This is a genomic window from Brevibacillus ruminantium (assembly GCF_023746555.1).
Taxonomy (GTDB): domain Bacteria; phylum Bacillota; class Bacilli; order Brevibacillales; family Brevibacillaceae; genus Brevibacillus; species Brevibacillus ruminantium.
Window position 1 is genome coordinate 4,844,093 of the sequence record NZ_CP098755.1, and the last position, 18,344, is coordinate 4,862,436.

The window sequence follows — 18,344 nt, forward strand, 5'->3', positions numbered from 1 at the left end:
CGGCTTGCTGGGCGAGTTGGAAACAAAAACCCTTCCAGTGGTTGGAAGGGTTTCGTATCAGTAGAACTTGTTTGACTCATTCCTGATGAGCAGTGAAAAGATTATTATATGGAATACTTCTGTAGTGTCTCTATCAAGTCTTCCGCCGATTTTCTGTTCGTATTTATCCGGAAAATTTTACGTTGGTTCCTATGGTTAATCCCTTCTTCTACTGTAAAGAACAACTCATAACCTAATTCCGTAGCAACCTCGATTACTGTTTCGTTGTAGGCTCCATATGGATAAGCCAGGAGTCGGGATTGTTCACCTAATTCTTCGAACAGTCTCTTTTCAGCCAATTCAAGATCGGCTTTTATCCGCATTTTATACTCTTCCTGCGATTCAATGCGTTTTTCACTTTCCAAGTAGATTCTATTGGCTAACATGGGCTTACTGTTTCCGTCCTGAGTTGTTTTCATTTTACGATGATGATCATAGGTATGGCTGTAAAAACTCATACCATTCGCTTTCATCTCCTGTATTTGGTTCCACGTGAGATGTGGAAGTGCCGCAGGGTCGAAAACGTCTATCGATTTCACAACCAGAAAATTGGTAGCCGAAATGCCTCGCTTTTTTAGCTCAGGATAAGTATAGGTATAAAAACTTTCATATCCGTCATCAAACGTCAAAACAACAGCATTTGGAGGTATCTTTTCACCTGTACGAATAAATTTTACGAAGGTTTCCATGCTGATAATGTTATATTGTTTTTGGATAAGAGCGTCTAAATGCTGTGCAAATGTAGATGGAGACAGCGTGGCATCATTTTCAACAAAATCAAGATGGTGATACGTCAGTATGATTGCTTTGTTTTGATAATAGACAGGTTGTTTTGAATAGCTGACAATAAGAAAAGATACTCCGAACACGAGTAAGACCAGAAAAAAACGATGCATAGTATTCCCCTCTACCTTTATTGTGTTTATCCATTAGATCCAGCCCGGTAATTTTTGTGACACAATAAGGCGGGGTTCACTCTTGATTCCTTGACCAGACAAACATTCGTGTATAGTTGCAAAAGAACGTACTTTTTGAAGTGAACTGTAGAGATGATCGTACATACAGGAGTAGGCATTAGTTCATCAAAAAAGGAAGGGAAACTACGCCCTTCCTTTCTTAATTATAATTCCGCCTTAGGGTTCGCTTCGCCTTACGCTCTTGACTCTATTGGTTTCGAAAAAGACGTCCCAATTAGGTGGACGAAACCTTTTCATATATCGGTTGATTGAGTTTATACAAAAATCTTGACAGACCCGACCTTGACTTTCTACTTATTGTTTGTTTTGTTTGATCCGCCTTAGTAAGATAACTTGACCACTGTATAGAACGACCAATATCGAACATGATCCAATTAATACAGCTTCAACCATTTAGCAGTACATCTCCCTTTCAGAAAGTAAAATGAAGAGATTGAAAAGGGGGGAAACAGCCCAGTTATTTTCGTTTCCACCCAAATAAGTTATGGTGGACTATGATCTTCTCCTTCATTATTTTCCTTCTTTTCTTCACATTGCTTATTATCTTTATTTGCTTTTAATTGTAAATCTAAAATATTGTTAATTCGTACCTGTAGTTCTATATGTTTGTATGTTACAACCAGAACTAAAAAGCAAACGATGAGAGCAAGCGCATTCACCCAGTCAAATGACATCATGGTTGTATTTCTCCCCGGCGGATCGCTTCAATCATAGCAGCCTTCATTTCCTGTATTGACTCTTCTCGTGGCAGTTTAATAAAGTTTGCTAGGTATTCCATGTCGGGGTTCAGAAAATCAATAATTTCCAGCATTGCCCGGTTATCACCTGCCTGGGCGAGTTTAAACGTTATATAAAAGGAAGTATTTTTTCCGCGAGTACACGAAGGTATTTGTTTTTGCATTTGTTCACTCCCTGTCTCGTTACATTCAATTTTTGGGCTACCTCCTCTTCTGTCATTCCATCGATGACAATGCTATAGATAATAAAACGAGCTTTTTCTGGTATCTGCAAAAGTACCTCTTCAACATAAAGTTGTGAGATAGTACAGGAAGTAATATCATCTCCATGAATTTCATCAACCAGATAGGTTTCGCGATGCCCCTTTTTTTTAACAGCGTATTGTAAGCGCCAAGCAATTCGTTTTAGAATTTTTCGACACTTTTCTTTTAGTATTTCATCTCTCACTTATCTCACCTCCTGTTCATATCTCCGAAGTTGATGAAATAATCGTTGTGCTCCTATTCCGCGAACCAGAAAACTTGACCTAAAATTAATGTAATCACCAGCCTTGTTTTGAACTATCTACTAACTTGGAAAATTCAGTAACCAAAAAGCAACTTAATTTTGGAAAAAACACCAAAGACAACCATTGTATGACAATTATTTGAACGATAGTAAATACTGGGAAACTTATTGATTTTATAAACGTCATATATAGAACAAACAATTTTATCAAATGAAGAAAGAGGGAGAAAGCGCATGATTCATAAGCGAACCGTATTGTTTTTGACCATTCTCTCTATGTTCATGTGGAGTGTGCTGGGCAGTATCCCGTCCACATTTGCTACTGCGCATCTTGAACCGGTCATTGAGCAAATGGTTACGTTGGTAAAAAGCCCTGGGCAGATACTGGTAAAGGAAAGTTGGTACCATACACAGAGTAAAGATGAGCGCCATGACGAACTCCAATACTCCTATGCCGGTAGCGAAGAAATCGAGATGAGAAGAATGTTAGTGAAAGAGCAGGGGAAAAAAGTCTATAAGATGATCCAAAAACAGGGGAAAACTACGGAGGAAACCGGAACGGGTCCGTATCAAACATCAATACTCCCTGGTAAAACCCTGTTCCAGTCTTTGCTAGATGCTTATCAAACGTCGGAATGGACTTCAACAGGTACTGTTGGGCTTGACAGCAAACTTGCTGAGAAAAAGATACGAGTGGTTCGAGAGTCGGCTGCCGTTTATACCGAGGTTGTCTATCTAGAGAAGCAAACAGGCCTGCCTATGAAAAAGGAGTATTATCAGGGAAGTGACATATCGAAAGCACCGGAGATTACGGAGGTGTACTTTTTTGAAAAAGTACACGACCCGGCAGGTGCTGTCTTCACAATTCCGAATTCCCAGACGCATAATACCAATATCGAACATGTTAAAAGGATTTCAATTAGTGGGAGTAGTATCAAGTTTTCAAAAAACTGGCATAATCCACAAAATGGAGATGAACGGTTTGAATTTTTTGACTACGGATTTAAATCCAACGAAAGTATGAGTAGTCAATGGATTGTTAATCAGCAAGGAAAAAAGGGAAAGGAATTTTACCAAATGAGAAAGGAACAGGGGGAAATTACTGAAAAAACGGAGAGTAAACCAGGGGAATTTATCCCTCCACGACTATCTAGTTTTCAATCTAAAAAGGGGCCAGAGTGGAAACGGACGAAAATTATGAACTTTGACGGGAAGAAGGTACAGGTTTACAAAAGAGTGGATACTGAGCCGAAAGGATTTAGTACGAAAGTCGCGTTTGTAAATGAGGAAACAGGTCTGCCGATGAAAGAGGAACATTATTGGACATATTTGGATGAAGAATATTATGAACAAAATTTTGGAATTGTCCCCGAAAGGGAACCCCAACTCACGAGTATTTATTTTTTTGAAAACGTACAAGATCCAAATGGGATATTATTCAAGATACCCCAAAAATGAAACAAGTTCATGTAAAACAAGCGATTTTCTTCGGGGTACCAGTACAACCGTACATCTGCTAAAATGAAGAGCTTCATCTGCTAAGGATTTTCTCTTTCTCGGCCGATGAGTCAAGGGCTCGCTTTGATTGACGCCCTTGACTCTATTGGCTCTAAGAAGGATGTTCCGAACAAGGCGTGAAACCTTGTAAGGTTTTGGACAGATCGAGTTTACACGGAACTTTCGTCAGATCGTTAAATTATCAATTACTTCAACTAGCGTAGTATCTTAGGAGTCACAGACTAAATTTGAGTTAACTTTACTCGCCTAAAAATTTTTCCTCTGGTCATAGAAAGCTTTAATTATCCGATCCAAACTACCGCCGGGTTTTTTCTCAAGAACACTTGAAAGCTGTCCAGCGTAAAAAGTAAAAGGTGTATCTGAACGAGGTTGGAGGAAGCGTGTAAAACGGCGATCATAATAATTGTAACGGTCAGCGTAGTCAGGCTCAGAAAAGTACTCAACGTTAATTTCCATTACAACTCCAATACTTGCGCTTGCGCTAGCCCTTCGTCCACCAGCTACAGGATTGCCATTTAGATCAACAATTTCCCCTTCTTGATCCCAGTTTCGATCTGTTACAGAATTTCGAACAGCGTTTACGTTTTCCTTTACTGCTGGCCTGAAGTAATATTGGGGTTGAACCAAAATGTGGTCAAAAATATTTGTTCGATTGGCAATAACACCCAAGTTATGAATAATATTACTCTGGTAACTGCCATATCCGTAGTAAGGGCACCACAAGAATTGATTACCATACCTCCCCGCTTGGTTATGAATGTGATAAGAAATGTCGTTCATCAACCTGACGCTGGGGGTGGAAGTCGGAGAGGTCTCACTAATCTTTTCTTGAATGGGTTGCACTGCCTCCATAGAATAGTAAAAACCTCGAACGTCCTCCCAACGCCCAATCGCTTCAAGACGCTCTCTTACGCCATCAATATAATCCCTGTAGTATCTGTATAAATCTCTCTCCTTGGTGACCGTCCGTTCAGTAAGCTCGTACTGTGGCAAGCCGACCCATACCCAAGGTTGAAAAACGGATTTTGCATATTCTCGGAAAAAGGATTCTACTCCGTTAATGCAGAAATCTACAATACTCCGGTTATGTCTATCATCGTCATATCGAAATTTATTGCTCCCTAACCCTACTTCTAAAGTAATGTGATTCAAACCCACATCATCAAGTTTATCAAGATCCCGTGCACGAATGGGATCGTATTGTTTCCCAATGTATACCAGTAGATTACGCATGGCCATAGTAAGTTCCCCCTTATATTAAAGTTGAAAACGACTGCAGGGACCGGTCCATCTGTCGCTTCAACAAGTAAGGAAATTACGACCATGAAAAAGCAACCACCCACGTCGGGAATTTTCGTGGTAACAAATTCCGAGAACATCTTATTAGGTAAAGATGAATAGATACTCCTCTCAATAAAAATCCCCAAGAAAACTCATCTATCCCCAAGCTCCTCCCATGTACACATGACAAGAAACGGTAAGACTTGGGGGGAACAACATGACAATGGAGGAGCTTCGAGAGCTTGAGCGTTCGATTGACGAGATCACGGAGATTGCCAAATGCTTCGGCCTTGATTTTTATCCCATACGCTATAAAATCTGCCCGGCGGACATCATTTACACATTTGGTGCCTACGGGATGCCGACCCGTTTTTCCCTCTGAGGCTTTGGAAAATCCTTTTATAAAATGAAGCTGCAATACGACCTCAACCTGAGCAAAATCTACGAGCTTGTCATCAACTCCAATCCCTGCTACGCCTTCCTCCTCGACGGCAACAGCCTAATCCAAAACAAGCTGATCGTCGCCCACGTCCTCGCCCACTGCGACTTTTTCAAAAATAATTCCCGCTTCGCCAATACCAACCGGGATATGGTGGAGAGCATGGCCGCCAGCTCGGAGCGGATTCGCCAATACGAGATCAAATCCGGCAAGGATGCAGTGGAATCGCTGCTGGATGCCTGTCTCGCTATCCAGGAGTATATTGATCCGAGCTTGTTGCATCCGAAGCTCAGGTGGAAGTAGATCTTGGAGGATTGGCAGCGCGATGTCCTGACAATCGTCCGGGATGAAATGCTGTATTTCTGGCCGCAGCTGAAGACCAAGATTATGAACGAAGGCTGGGCCTCCTACTGGCACATGCGCATTCTACGCGAAAGGGACCTTACCGAAGCTGAGACGATCGAATTTGCCAAGCTGCACTCCTCTGTCATCCAGCCATCGCCGACCAGCATCAATCCCTATCATCTGGGTTTGAAAATCTTTGAGGATATTGAGCATCGCTGGGATCATCCGACCAAGGAAGAACAGGAGCGCTTCGGCAGAATACCGGGCCAGGGGCGGGCGAAGCTCTTTGAAGTGCGTGAGCTGGAGTCGGATATCAGCTTTATCCGCAATTATTTGACTAAGGATCTGGTCAGCTAGCTCAATCTCTACATGTTTGGCAAGCAGGGGAACGATTGGGTGGTGACAGACAAAGCCTGGGAGGATGTCCGGGATGGTCTGGCGATCACGCGCGTCAACGGCGGTTTTCCATACATCATGGTCCATAATGGCGACCACCTGCGGTCGGGAGAGCTTTACCTGAAGCATCACTACGAGGGACTGGAGCTGGACGTCAAATACGTAGAGAAAACGATCCCGAATATCTACCAGATGTGGGGCAAGAACATTCATCTGGAATCGGTAATTGACGAGCGGGCTGTCCAGTTTACGTATGATGGGAAAAAAGTGCATCGACGGTTTTTATTAAGATACTCGATCATGCTGTTTATTAAAGGCAGGCTTCTGCCAGAGGCTGAAAAGACGAGAAGGCACCTCCCTGTATCGGAAGGCGCCTTCTTTCTTATTGTAAGCTTTTTTTGTTATGTTATGGTGGAGGTGGGGCGCTACAATCAAATGACATAACATTAGTCAAAAAAAAATCGTTTGTAAATTGATTTCTTTGACTTTTAATTACCAACTCCGTATCTCCTTCATTATCTTCAACGAAAAACATATTTTCTCCTTCAGCAATTAATTTAGGTTTTACTTTTTGAATATCTATGACAGTTTTTAATGTGCGCGAACTTATTTGAAGTTGAATTTCGATTTCAGTTTCTCTATTATTTAGATCCCTTACCGTAATTTGTTTAATGAGTGTTCCAAGAAATTCTTTTAGAGTTGGTTTATCTAATGTTTTAAAGAATCTAATATCAAACTCTAACTCTCCGGCCAAAGGATACATCGTATCGAATTCAAGGGTAAAGTTTTTGTAATCGCTCGCTTCAAGTTCTTTGTTCAGATTTTTTATTTCTTGTGTCAATTCCTTGATTTTCTTGTTATGTTCCCTTATTAAATCAAAGTCATCCTCTTCATCAATAAGCGCGCGGTACTTTAAAATGTTCCTTTCACATTTTTGAATTTGCTTCGATAGATTTTCTGGACGTTCCATTTCTTGTTTCAGTTCTTCAATACACTTCTTCCAATTATCGTTTAATATTTGTAACATCATGTCTTTTGTTAATACTGGTGCAAGCGTGTCAATAATCAGAGCATCCATCTTTTTCAGATTTAGCCCCCTTTGCTTACAATAAACAGAACTATGTCGTATTTTCCCTGAACATTTATAGTATAAGTTAGTTTTTCCAGTCCTTTTACTAGTAACATTATGCTTCCCATAATGATTTCCACAGCATCCACACCTAATCAGCCCTGCCAGTAATTCTGCACTAGTACGACTGTGGTTGATGTTAGGGTTTTTGTTTCCATCTTTGTTACTATTCCTATTCCTTTCTCCCCTCAATTTTTCTACCTGCTGGAAGATCTCCTTTGGAATAATAACTTCATGATTATCTGGTTTTATAGCCCAATCCTTTTTATCTTTAAACTTCTTCTTAACCCTTTTCCCTTCATTTCGATTCCAAACAAAGTCCCCAGTATAATTGGGGTTTAGTAACATTTCACGGACAGTAGAATGGGACCAAGTTTTACCGGGTACCGGATGATTCTCTTGAAGATACTTATTGATTTTCTGTGTTCCGTTCCCTTTTAAATACATATTAAAAATTAACCTGACTATTTTTGCTTCCGGTTCAAACACAATGTATTTTTTTGTTTGATTATCTACTCGATATCCAAACGGGACTTTACCACCCGTGTATTCCCCAAGATCGGCCTTTTTTTGACCGAATTTTTTGGCATCCCTAGAAAGATTTTGAGAATAAAACTCATCAAGTAAATCAAACATTCCTGTCATTAAAATTTGCTCTGGAGTTTCATCTTCCCCAATTCCCTGTTGAAATAAACAAATGGCCTTTACAGAATGCTTTTTCATTAGTTTTCTCAAAAGGAGTTTCTCCACATGATCTCTTCCTAGTCGGTCGTTCTTTGTTACTATGACATAATCAATTTTATCACTAGTGATATAATCAATTAACTTAGCGGAACCGACTCGATCATACATACCTTTGTTGAACCCACTAACTCCCTCATCTTTGCATATCTCAATTAAATCAAAATTATTATTTAAGCAATGCTGCTTTATACTGTCCACTTGAAATTCCAAAGACACTCCAAATTCCGCTTGATCTGAAGTTGATACGCGAATATATCCTACTGCTCTTTTCATGTCTTGTTCGTTATCTTGAGCATCTACATCCACAGCAAGAATTTTCACATCAGATAAATTTTTCATAAACATACCTCCTTTATTTGCGCCATAGAGTATGAGTGTTTATTGTAAATTGGTTGTGCGATCTACTTAATAAACATTTTCATCGACAATAGAATTTTTGTAGTTTGTTTGTACTCTTAGCGTTCCTTAAATGGATGATAACATGACGTTTAAAAGTCTACAAAAGTATGTTAAAAGATAATTGATAATTTACTATATTTTTTTGGGGATTTTAAAACTAATAGGATCACTCAAGTTCTAAGTGATCCCACCCATAAGAAGTTTAATAAGAAATTCAATTCAGAACTCAATTCCTTCTACAGCATCTTTCAGTTCTCGTAAAGAAGGAGTTACATAAATTCTAGTGGTTTCTATACTTGTATGCCCTGCTAGTTCAGATACAATCTCAAGTTTACCTGTCCGATCCGCTAGGTTCTTGCAAAAGGTATGTCGTAATGTGTGCGGGGTTACTTCAACTCCTGCCATTTCTCCATATTTTTTCAGTAGATGTTGAACTGCTCTTGTTGTCATTTGTGGCTCTCTTTTTGTCGTCAGTAAATATTCTGAATTACCGGGATGAAAATTCAGCCAATGCTCTATTGTCTTTACTGTTGAATTCCCCAATGGTAATCTTCTATATTTATTACCCTTACCGCTTGAAACCGTTAATATATGCGATTGTAAATTTACATCCTCAAGTTTCAATGAACACAGTTCATTAACCCGTAAACCACAATTTAATAGAGTAATAAATACTACTCTATCTCTCGCTTTCTTCGCCTCATTACCTAACTGATTCTCTACTACATGGAGCAAGCGACCTACTTGTTGTCTAGTTAACCATTTCACAAGATTTTGTTTTTGAATACGTTTTACACTTAAGTCCTCTGCAATATCCGTTATTACGTAACCATTTCCATTCAAAAATTTAAAGAAGGATTTAACTGCAACTATTCTACGATTAATAGAAGTTGGTGCAGATGTATTAAGGTTTTTCCAGTTTGAAATCATATCTCTCAAATCAGTTTTTGTTATTTCTTGAACTAAAATGTCTCCATCATTATCACCAATCCATGATACATTTAAATGCCTAAGAAAAATATCGAGATCACTTTTGTAACTTTTTACAGTGTTCTCAGACTTCGTTTCACTCAATTTTCTCAAGAATAATCGGATACCTTCTGAAACAGTTATTCTTTCTGCGGTCATTTTATTTACTCTCTTTCTTTTAGTGTTATATGACGAAAAATTCAAGGTCATTTAGCGTATTATCTGACGAATCATACTAACCTTTGACTGGTATTCGTCGCATAATTCATATTAAATGCCGAAAAAAACGCATGATTTTAAATAACAGGATTCCAACAAATTTTATCCCTCTTGCCACTTCCATAATTGTAGTTTCAAATACCCTATCCCCCTTCACTTACATGCTTTCTGGAGTACCTCATCTTCAAATCAAAAAAGACACAGAGCAGCCTGACCGAAGTTATCGGCCTGTTACTGTCTATGTGCCTTTCCAAATCTGTCTATGTACGCTATGTATTTTTTATTTATACAATCACAGTCAAATCCCTTTATTTTTCTCTATCTGCTGTTTTTATAGAATCACTTTTCATAGGTTGATATAATTTCTTTATAATCGAACATTGGAGGGTAACTATGACTGTTTCTAATCTGTATGAATGGGCAATATGTAAAGGTCAAAATAGGAAATTAAGACAGTTATCTCTTCTAGCACTTGAAGAGGACTGGAGCGGCGGAACAAAACCGGCTCAAGACGTTGATTCTGAATTCTTCGTCTTGTGGAAATATATACACCACACTTTTCGCTATTTAATAAGAAAAGAATCGCATAAAATCTTTGAAAATAGTGATTATGGCTGCTTTAATACTGGACTTGAGGCACGAATTGGGTACGAGGAGATATTTGCACTTTTTCGGAAGAACAAAGACGGGAGGTTAGAGTTAATCGGATTTTTTGAAGAGTCTAACAATATTCTTGACCCAGTACGAGGTAATTTACCTGAGCCAGCAAATTACCTACTTGATCCTGCAGACTTTATTTTTGATACAAATAAGCCTATGACCTATAAAGTTAAACACATATTTGAACGGCAGCACCGCCTACCAAAGGTAATTGAAACTATACCTCCACAATACAGGGAAGATATAATTGAAAATCGTTTACGTCGGGCTCATAAAAGAGTAAAAAGGAATTATAAACTGGCCATACCTCAGTACTCTCCGCGCTTGGATGAAATCCAATTGCTTATTCCAATCTGTATAGAAGATGAAAATATTGCAGATTGTGCTTTAGCCGTAACTAAGGTCAATAATACCTACAAAGGTAAGACGATACTTACGATGGCTATGGCATACAACAATGCAAGGCTAATTACTAAACCTGACCCTGCATGGCTAAAACCTTCAAAAGATATAGATGATGTAGAAGATGAAGAGGATGAAGAGGGAATCATTATTACCCCGGAGCATGTAGGAGAATAATATGGGAAAACCCTTTCTGCCAAAAAGCAGTTGGGGTTTTCTTTGTTATTATCCAACTAATTTCAGTTTTGACTCTTTTTCTTGGAACTTCCTACCCATTCAGAAATTTCAACAATCTCGGAGTAAGAGTTGGAATCCTGTCTAATTTATTCCATAAAGCAGATCAATTAATTAGAAGCATAAAAATTTTTGTTTCCTAACTTCCTAACGTGCTTGTTTTCGCGCTTCTTGCTGGTGCTTCATACACAGCACTTTGTTGAAAGTACGAAAACTATAATCATGTATTTGTTTTGTGATACCAGCATTGCATTCTGAACATCTATACGGATTGTCAGTCTGTTGTTGCTGCTGTGGAAATTGTGGAGAACTCTGTTGATTATTCCCTTGTTGCTCTGCTGTGTTTGACGGAGTGTGAAAGATAGCCGGAACATTTAACGCGGCGGCATTCTTACGAATGGAATCACTAGTTGCTGACTTTAGTGCATCCCCGATGGAGCCGTTGATCGGCGAATTACCGAACGCTTGTTTCACAATTTCATTCCCAATCTTCAATTCACCCAACACAACAACTTCATTTTCAAAAATGTACTCTTTAACAACTGTGAAACTCCAATTAAAGTTTAATGCTTGATTTAGCCGTTCAATCACGCTGGTGGCCGGCACATAGTAATATGTCATTCCTTTTTTGCCTTGCCGTGATTTAATCTGTTCTCTGGGGAATTGCTTTGTTAACAATTCCAAGTTCATCATGACCCCTCCCCATAAGAGAGCCGTTGACTTTTTATGCAACGGCTTTGTTTGTGTGAGTTACTGCAAATATGAGATTAGAACCACCCCAGCAATGAATGTTGTTAACATTCCGAGGAAGACGAAAAATGCCACCTTCACAGACCTGCAGTTCATGTTACCATCCTTCCAGTTTCATAGTTAAGGCTTACCATCATTACCTGCTCAAAAACGAAATGAAACTGACTGCTACTGCTAAGTACATTACTGCTCTCATTTTTCCGTATGTCATTTCTACATCTCTCCCCGTTTACTCTGTTTTCTGGCCAGAAGACAAAGATTTTAGGATACAATCACCCAAACCGTTAAAACCACGAATACGATGGCAAAAGCAATTTCTGCGAACCGTTTGAGCAAAACAATCAAATACTCAACCTCCTCTTTCTTATGGCTTCTTACTGACTTGGAAACAAAAAAGAACACGAAAACAGAGACTTATCCCTAAGCCTTTCTGTCTTCGTGTTCCCAATTTGTTCTGTCTAAGTAAGTTTATTGTTTATGCTTGTCTCTTTGATACGGAACGGCTGTTCCCTTGTTTTTTGATTAGAACTTTTCCTGAAAATAATGAATCACATACAGGATGCCAATGAACCAGCAGCCAAGAATCAATCCGTAGTAAGCGCTCCTCATTCCCAAGCCATTTCCAGCATAATCTGTGTGTTCATCTTCATTGTATCTGCCCATATCCAGCCCCCTAGTTCATTGTCTTATTTCTAATCTAGGCGCGAAATACAGAATGTAGACGTGCATTCGAAAATTTGAGAAGCATAGAAATTCATCGAAAAGTCGATTTAGACCGATTTTGATTTATTTAATTTTGTTTTAACCTGTTCTAATTAAATGTCGATATAAACTCCATTTTTTTCGCATTCTCAGATTTTTTCTCTTTTTTTCTTGAATCAATATCCGTTAGTAGGCGATTTTTTTCAGAGATTTTTTTCAGGGACTTACTTGCATATATAACACGTTTCTAATCAGAGGAACTTCTACTCATTTTCCCACTTACTATTGTTTACCATACATATTCGTACATAGTCCCATGTTTTTGAAAACATTGAATATGCAAATTATTTTTTTATTATTTTTTGCTAATAACAAAAATCATTGAATACAAACCAGACTTAATATAACCCAACAAAAAACAGAGACTCTTTCTAAAGAAAAGAATCTCCCTCACATTCCATATTGATTATTTCCTTTGTCATTACCTTATGCCTTTTGTAATTACTCTATCAACGTCACTAATTCCTTATCCTTGTTAAAGAGAACTTCCATTATTTTAATCTTAATTGGCTCTGGTTCTACTTGCCGTACTTGAGATAAACGATTGTGAAAGAACCTATTGCAGAACGAATTTGATAAACACCTTCTTGCTGAAGAGAAACTTTTGCTCGGAAGTGATTGTTCTTTGTAGAGACTTCTTGTTCCTCTCTATCTCCGTTAGGTGTAATAATCGTCATTGTAAAATCGTCTTGGGCAGTTCCACTAAAGGTTATGGAATCCTCATTCGTAGCATAAAGATAAGAAAACCGTTGTTCATTATCTATTTCGACAAAAGGTAGTATTTTTGGATTATTCTCTGTTGTATCTAAAATCCATTCTCTTAACGAAGATAAAACTTCTTCGTCAGGTTGACCAAATGCCGTTAATGAAGGCATCTGATCTTTATTCGGAGACATGGCTAAACGAAAATCTTCAGCAAAATTCTCATCAAGGCTACTTCCCCAACTGGAATCATCTAGTCTTTGTTTTTGACGGATAGATAGGTATTTCTTTTCATCGTGATATAAACCGTCCCAGATATGTCCTAGTTCGTGGTAAAAAGTCCCTGTGTTATCAGCATTGTTTATTCCAGTAACTATGGAAATAGTTGCGGTAGAACGTGAAGCATAGCCTGCGGCATAAAACTCTGAATTTAACCCTTGTAAAGAATCTATGGGGACATTTAAAATTCGTAATCCTTCATAGATCTTAGTATCAAATGGTACTTGTTGTATAGCATGTAGTATTTTTTGGTCAGAAGCGTTTAAATCTCTTTCAATAAAATTACCGTACATAACTTCATTTCCAACGATCCCAGACTGCCCATCACTTACATATTTATAATTATTTGACTCATATACAAGGAGATATCTTGCCTTTATTGCCCGATTCAATGTATCAATGATACCTACCGTATACGAAGGGTAAAATTTCATTCCTTTTACTTTCGTATAGTGAGTTTCCCATTTTTCCACCTCGTCTTGAATGACAAGCATTTCCTTAAGAAGGATATCCTTTTGATTCTCTGTTAAATTCGTTCCAAAGTTTTGCAGGTAGTCTTGGTCAACTTTTGTCCACGTCCAATAAGGATTTGGTTTTTGATGAATGATAGAGAGCAGTACATTGGAAGGAACAGAATTTACGGCTTGTGCTGAATTAAGGGCTTGAGTCAGTGAACCATTCGTTGAAATGTTTACTGTTTTATTGGTTTGATTCCATTCAATATGATAACCTAGACATTCAATAATAAATCGAAGAGGAACAAGGGTTCTTCCATTTACGATAGAAGGAGGTACATCAAGGTTAAATAGTTTTTGATTTACATAAGCATTGTTATTGCCAATCCACAATTCTATTTTGCTATCCGATTGTTCAATCACAATTTTTTGGGTACTTGGATCAAAAGATACTCTGGCGCCCATTCGTTGAAATATCTCCCTTATTGGCACTAATATTGATCCCTTTTCTAGAATAGGATTGACGTCTAATTTAAGGGCTTCACCATCTAAGACGATAGTAATTTGTTCCTTCTCTGCAGATAACGAAGTATTCGGGAGATTACTGATTAACAAGCATATGAGAATGATACCAATGGTTTTTTTCACGAATTTTCACCTATTCCTTCCTTTTGATCTAAATATTGTTTCAACTAAACCCGAATACTAAAGTGTCAATTTAGATAATAGATCTACTATTCTCTTCGTCTTTTCAACAGACAAAGTTTCTGCTTCTTGATCCATGACATATCGGATAATCTGATTTGGACCTTCTTCAAAACAAAATACCGGTATTTTTTCGCTATTCACGTTAACTTCGGCATCAGGATTTGAAAAGTAAACAATTCCTTGCACCCATGTATCTAATGAATATTTTTTTAAATAAGTTGCCAATCGATACACATGAGTTCCCACTTGTTTTACTGGATTATAAAATGATTTGCTGTATTCGCCTCCACGACGTCCGATTTTATGTTGAACCAACTGATGATCACTTTCACTTCCAACAATTGAACCGTTGAGGTTTTTCGTTTCGATTACGTAGACGCCTGTTGGTCCTACTACGATATGGTCAATTTGACTACGTTTCCCCTCTACTTCAATTGTTATATCAGATAACACGGCATAAGATTCTGGAAGAGACCCTAACAATCTATTTGTATTCTTTTCTCCCTGAAGACCTGCATATATAATTTTTATCTTTGTGTACTGTTTGGCATTTAGTATCCCCCAAATAAAGATACCTGCGAAAACACCAAATAAAAAAAGAGTCTGATTACCAAATAAAACTTTTAATAGGATAAGACCGATAAATATAAGCACAGGAAATCCCAATAAGAAAAAGATTTGTTTTACTATTTGTTGCTTTAGTTGAATACTAAGACTGTTTTTAGAATGAATGACATTGGCCATAAAAATCCTCACTCCTGATCATTTTGCAATTCAGACATCATTACACGAAAACCCACCTGTTGAAGGCGGGCTGTTCTATTTGCTTTCTCTTCTTTTCTACCACGAATTATCACAAACTATTAATTGTAAGCAAAACGATAAAAAAACGACAAGTTGAAGTGAAAATGTTAACAAAACAAAAGAAGCCTCAAAATAATGAGGCTCTCGGAAACACTTTATACTTCATAATCCAAGTGGTTTCATTAGATTTAATCCTTTTTCATACATTAGTGCTGCTTCTGAATAACGCCCAACTTGATTGTATAAATCACCTAACTGTTTATACATTCTTGGCAGAAACGGAGAGTACTCGCCCCAGTTTTCTAGTAGTTTTAATGCTTTTTCAAAATATATTATAGCAGTTTCCAAATCGTGATTTTCCTTGTGAATTTCCGCTATTATGTACCAAGCGTCTGCTAATGTTTCTGAATGAGGGCAATGTTCAATTACCTCGTAACAAAGTTGTTTTGTTTCCAAGTATCTTCCCATACACTTATATGTTTTCGCCAATTCAACCTTACTATTAAAGATATCTGGTTTATTATTTATGCTGTTAATTATTTTTATGGCACTGTTTAATGCCTCAATCGAGCAATTATATTTACCATTTAGCCGGAATACTATACCTAAATTACAATATCTTCTCGCAATAGAGGCATCGTCTCTATTCTTTCGGGTTTCTCCAAATCTTATTGCCTCCATTAAATAATATTCTGCCTCTTCATACTGCTTTTGAAGGGAAAAAATCGTCCCTATTCCGTTGTATATTATATCCATAAGATAACTTGTGCTGTAATCTCTGTTTAACTGTTCGGCTTGACGATAATAACTAAGAGCAGTTTTATAATCGCCTTTCTTGGCATCCAGTATTGCAAGTAAAGTAAATAATTGTACTTTTAAATAACCTGAGACATTCTGGCTTTTAATTATTTTAAATACTTCGTTTAAATATTTTTCTGCTAGATGTAGTTCACGTGAGAACAACTTGCTGTCTGCTATAGACAATAATATTCGAGTTTTTGTTGAAACATCCACAGATTCTAAATCTAAGTCATCCTTATAATATGAAATCGCCTTGTCAGTATACTTATGGAGGAATTTCTCAACCTCTCCTTTGGCCCAGAACCGTAAAGCATGAAGGTGTGGGGACAAATGAACACCTTCTATGTCCGTAATATATGTTATTGCCTTCTGAAAATCGCCTTCATCGATACATTCCACTATCTCATTAATTTTCTCTTCATAATTTATTTCAATTATATTCAGTCGGTTATATAATTTTTCTAATACATCCCTAGAAGGTACAACGAGCCCCTTTTCTATTTGACTAATATAACTGCGATTGCATATTCCGATAGCGAGTAACTCTTGTGTCATATTTTGTTTTTTACGCGCTTCTTTTATTAGTTTACCAATACTAACCATAATAACCCCTCATTATAAAAGGAATGTTGTACTAATGATTGAGAACAAATTTAATAAAGGAATACCCTTGCGAGATGTTATTTTGCTCCTAATGAAGGAACAAAGAATGTCTACTGCAAAATTGACTCAATTAATTCGACCTAGGATTAAATCTAATTTGACGATGATTTTGAGTGGAAAAAGAAGTTTCACTCTAGATACACTTGATGCTATTACAGAAGCGTTGGGGTATAGAAAAGGGGATCTCTACTATTATTATGAACCTGAATGTTATCGTAACAACAAAGCCAATTCCCATTCAAAAGATATATTACTTGGAAAGACGCAGCGCTTTATTCTAGAATGTTGCAAATTAGGTTTATTTAATTTGATAGAAAATCTGCTACACCAATTGATTATAAAGATTGGCGATGATATGGAACCACTATTTGAGATTGCTAACAAATTATATGAATCAGGAAAATATCATGAATCCTTAAGGTTCTATTCAATTGTGGTCCAAGTGAAACAAAGTCAATCCCCTCATGCAGAAGCACTTGCAATTAGTTTTTATAGAATTCTCATGCTTTCAATAGAAAAGGCAGAATGTAACAAATCCGAAATTGTTGAAGCAGCAATACAACTTTCAACTCATACCAAAAGTCTCCCCATTACTCTCTATTCCCACAATGCATTGAAAATTAAAGCACATGCCTATTTCCTATTACTATCGATTTTTTCCTTGGAAGGAAAGTGGGAAAAAGTAAAATTATTATCTGAAGAACTGTACTTGATCTCTTTAGAAAATCAAAATGATACTTTACAACAATGCGCAAATCTTTTTAAGAACTATATAACTAATACTGTTGTTATTCAATATTTATCACTACAACTTATTCTCGAAATATTAAGTCCAAATGAAGTAGAGCATAGATTACTACAGTATTACGAAGAGATTAATTCAATTTTTCACCTAATACACTCAGATACATTTGAATCAATCGCTCAAAGTAGCCAGCCTTTAACCATCAGAAAGTTAATTCTATTGTTATTCATTACTGAATACATCTATCAACATGACACAATTAATGTTCCGAACACATATATTGAAATCCTAGAAACTTCTCTTGATGAATTTTGTTACAAAAGTCTCCCTAAGAATCCTTGGCTAAATAGATTACTTTTAAGATTTTGTCTTAGAAAAACACGAAGATATTACGAAAAGGGAAAAATACACTTGGCAAATAATTGCTTAAGGCAAATTATCGACAAAACAACTATTCATAGTCTACACACCGACGAAATAGCATCAATGGCAACAATTGTTATTGAATTCAGGGATTACTTGCCAGAGGATTTACTTAAAAGCATTTTATTATTAAAACTATAGAAACAAAACTCAAAAGGCCACCGGAACTCTGAGCGTAATGTTTGGAAATCTAGTGGCTATTTTTATTAACATTCCATACATCTATGTCGAAAACTTATCGCATTAGTTACATTAT

Annotated in this window: 15 protein-coding genes and 1 pseudogene; 4 read left to right on the forward strand and 12 right to left on the reverse strand. The window is 37.3% G+C overall.

Annotated elements, in window-relative coordinates; translation table 11 throughout:
- Nucleotides 1–104: 104 nt before the first annotated feature.
- The 4 genes from NDK47_RS23740 to NDK47_RS23755 form a co-directional block, all read right to left on the reverse strand.
- Nucleotides 105–935 carry a polysaccharide deacetylase family protein gene (locus tag NDK47_RS23740; protein ID WP_251872206.1) on the reverse strand — a complete coding sequence of 277 codons (831 nt, stop codon included), beginning with the start codon at nt 933–935 and terminating at the stop codon, nt 105–107.
- A gap of 563 nt (nt 936–1,498) precedes the next feature.
- Complete coding sequence (locus NDK47_RS23745; protein WP_251872207.1) at nt 1,499–1,693, reverse strand: hypothetical protein; 195 nt, start codon at nt 1,691–1,693, stop codon at nt 1,499–1,501.
- A complete protein-coding gene (locus NDK47_RS23750; protein WP_251872208.1) occupies nt 1,690–1,827 on the reverse strand; it encodes a hypothetical protein in 138 nt (45 codons plus the stop codon). Before NDK47_RS23750 ends, NDK47_RS23745 begins: the two co-directional genes overlap by 4 nt.
- Nucleotides 1,828–1,862: 35 nt before the next feature.
- Nucleotides 1,863–2,201, reverse strand: coding sequence for a sigma factor-like helix-turn-helix DNA-binding protein (locus tag NDK47_RS23755; RefSeq protein ID WP_251872209.1), 339 nt, complete (start codon nt 2,199–2,201; stop codon nt 1,863–1,865).
- Between the two features lie 294 nt (nt 2,202–2,495).
- On the opposite strand from NDK47_RS23755, the gene NDK47_RS23760 reads away from it, so the two are divergent.
- Nucleotides 2,496–3,719 (forward strand): hypothetical protein, encoded by a 1,224-nt coding sequence (locus NDK47_RS23760; protein ID WP_251872210.1) that lies wholly within the window; start codon nt 2,496–2,498, stop codon nt 3,717–3,719.
- A 306-nt stretch (nt 3,720–4,025) separates the two neighbouring features.
- Here NDK47_RS23760 and NDK47_RS23765 read toward each other — a convergent pair whose 3' ends face one another.
- Nucleotides 4,026–5,018 carry a hypothetical protein gene (locus tag NDK47_RS23765; RefSeq protein ID WP_251872211.1) on the reverse strand — a complete coding sequence of 331 codons (993 nt, stop codon included), beginning with the start codon at nt 5,016–5,018 and terminating at the stop codon, nt 4,026–4,028.
- Between the two features lie 259 nt (nt 5,019–5,277).
- Here NDK47_RS23765 and NDK47_RS23770 point away from each other — a divergent pair.
- Nucleotides 5,278–6,684: pseudogene (locus NDK47_RS23770) on the forward strand (SpoVR family protein).
- Here NDK47_RS23770 and NDK47_RS23775 read toward each other — a convergent pair.
- Both NDK47_RS23775 and NDK47_RS23780 read right to left on the reverse strand, forming a co-directional pair.
- Nucleotides 6,647–8,452, reverse strand: a complete 1,806-nt coding sequence (locus NDK47_RS23775; protein WP_251872212.1) for a recombinase family protein — start codon at nt 8,450–8,452, stop codon at nt 6,647–6,649. The pseudogene NDK47_RS23770 and the gene NDK47_RS23775 sit on opposite strands and share 38 nt — an antisense overlap.
- 279 nt (nt 8,453–8,731) lie before the next feature.
- Nucleotides 8,732–9,640, reverse strand: a complete 909-nt coding sequence (locus NDK47_RS23780) for a tyrosine-type recombinase/integrase (RefSeq protein WP_063231500.1) — start codon at nt 9,638–9,640, stop codon at nt 8,732–8,734.
- A 453-nt stretch (nt 9,641–10,093) separates the two neighbouring features.
- Here NDK47_RS23780 and NDK47_RS23785 point away from each other — a divergent pair, with 453 nt between their 5' ends.
- Nucleotides 10,094–10,939: a DUF3825 domain-containing protein gene (locus NDK47_RS23785; protein WP_251872213.1), complete on the forward strand. Its 846-nt coding sequence runs from the start codon at nt 10,094–10,096 to the stop codon at nt 10,937–10,939.
- A 204-nt stretch (nt 10,940–11,143) separates the two neighbouring features.
- Here NDK47_RS23785 and NDK47_RS23790 read toward each other — a convergent pair whose 3' ends face one another.
- From NDK47_RS23790 to NDK47_RS23810, 5 genes are all read right to left on the reverse strand, one after another.
- Complete coding sequence (locus tag NDK47_RS23790) at nt 11,144–11,686, reverse strand: Rad52/Rad22 family DNA repair protein (RefSeq protein ID WP_251872214.1); 543 nt, start codon at nt 11,684–11,686, stop codon at nt 11,144–11,146.
- A 582-nt stretch (nt 11,687–12,268) separates the two neighbouring features.
- Complete coding sequence (locus NDK47_RS23795) at nt 12,269–12,409, reverse strand: hypothetical protein (RefSeq protein WP_251872215.1); 141 nt, start codon at nt 12,407–12,409, stop codon at nt 12,269–12,271.
- A gap of 617 nt (nt 12,410–13,026) precedes the next feature.
- A complete protein-coding gene (locus NDK47_RS23800) occupies nt 13,027–14,592 on the reverse strand; it encodes a copper amine oxidase N-terminal domain-containing protein (protein ID WP_251872216.1) in 1,566 nt (521 codons plus the stop codon).
- 57 nt (nt 14,593–14,649) lie between these two features.
- A complete protein-coding gene (locus tag NDK47_RS23805) occupies nt 14,650–15,396 on the reverse strand; it encodes a nuclease-related domain-containing protein (protein ID WP_251872217.1) in 747 nt (248 codons plus the stop codon).
- Nucleotides 15,397–15,618: 222 nt separating this feature from the next.
- Nucleotides 15,619–16,860 carry a helix-turn-helix transcriptional regulator gene (locus tag NDK47_RS23810; RefSeq protein WP_251872218.1) on the reverse strand — a complete coding sequence of 414 codons (1,242 nt, stop codon included), beginning with the start codon at nt 16,858–16,860 and terminating at the stop codon, nt 15,619–15,621.
- Between the two features lie 34 nt (nt 16,861–16,894).
- On the opposite strand from NDK47_RS23810, the gene NDK47_RS23815 reads away from it, so the two are divergent.
- A complete protein-coding gene (locus NDK47_RS23815; protein WP_251872219.1) occupies nt 16,895–18,229 on the forward strand; it encodes a hypothetical protein in 1,335 nt (444 codons plus the stop codon).
- The last annotated feature ends 115 nt before the right edge of the window (nt 18,230–18,344 follow it).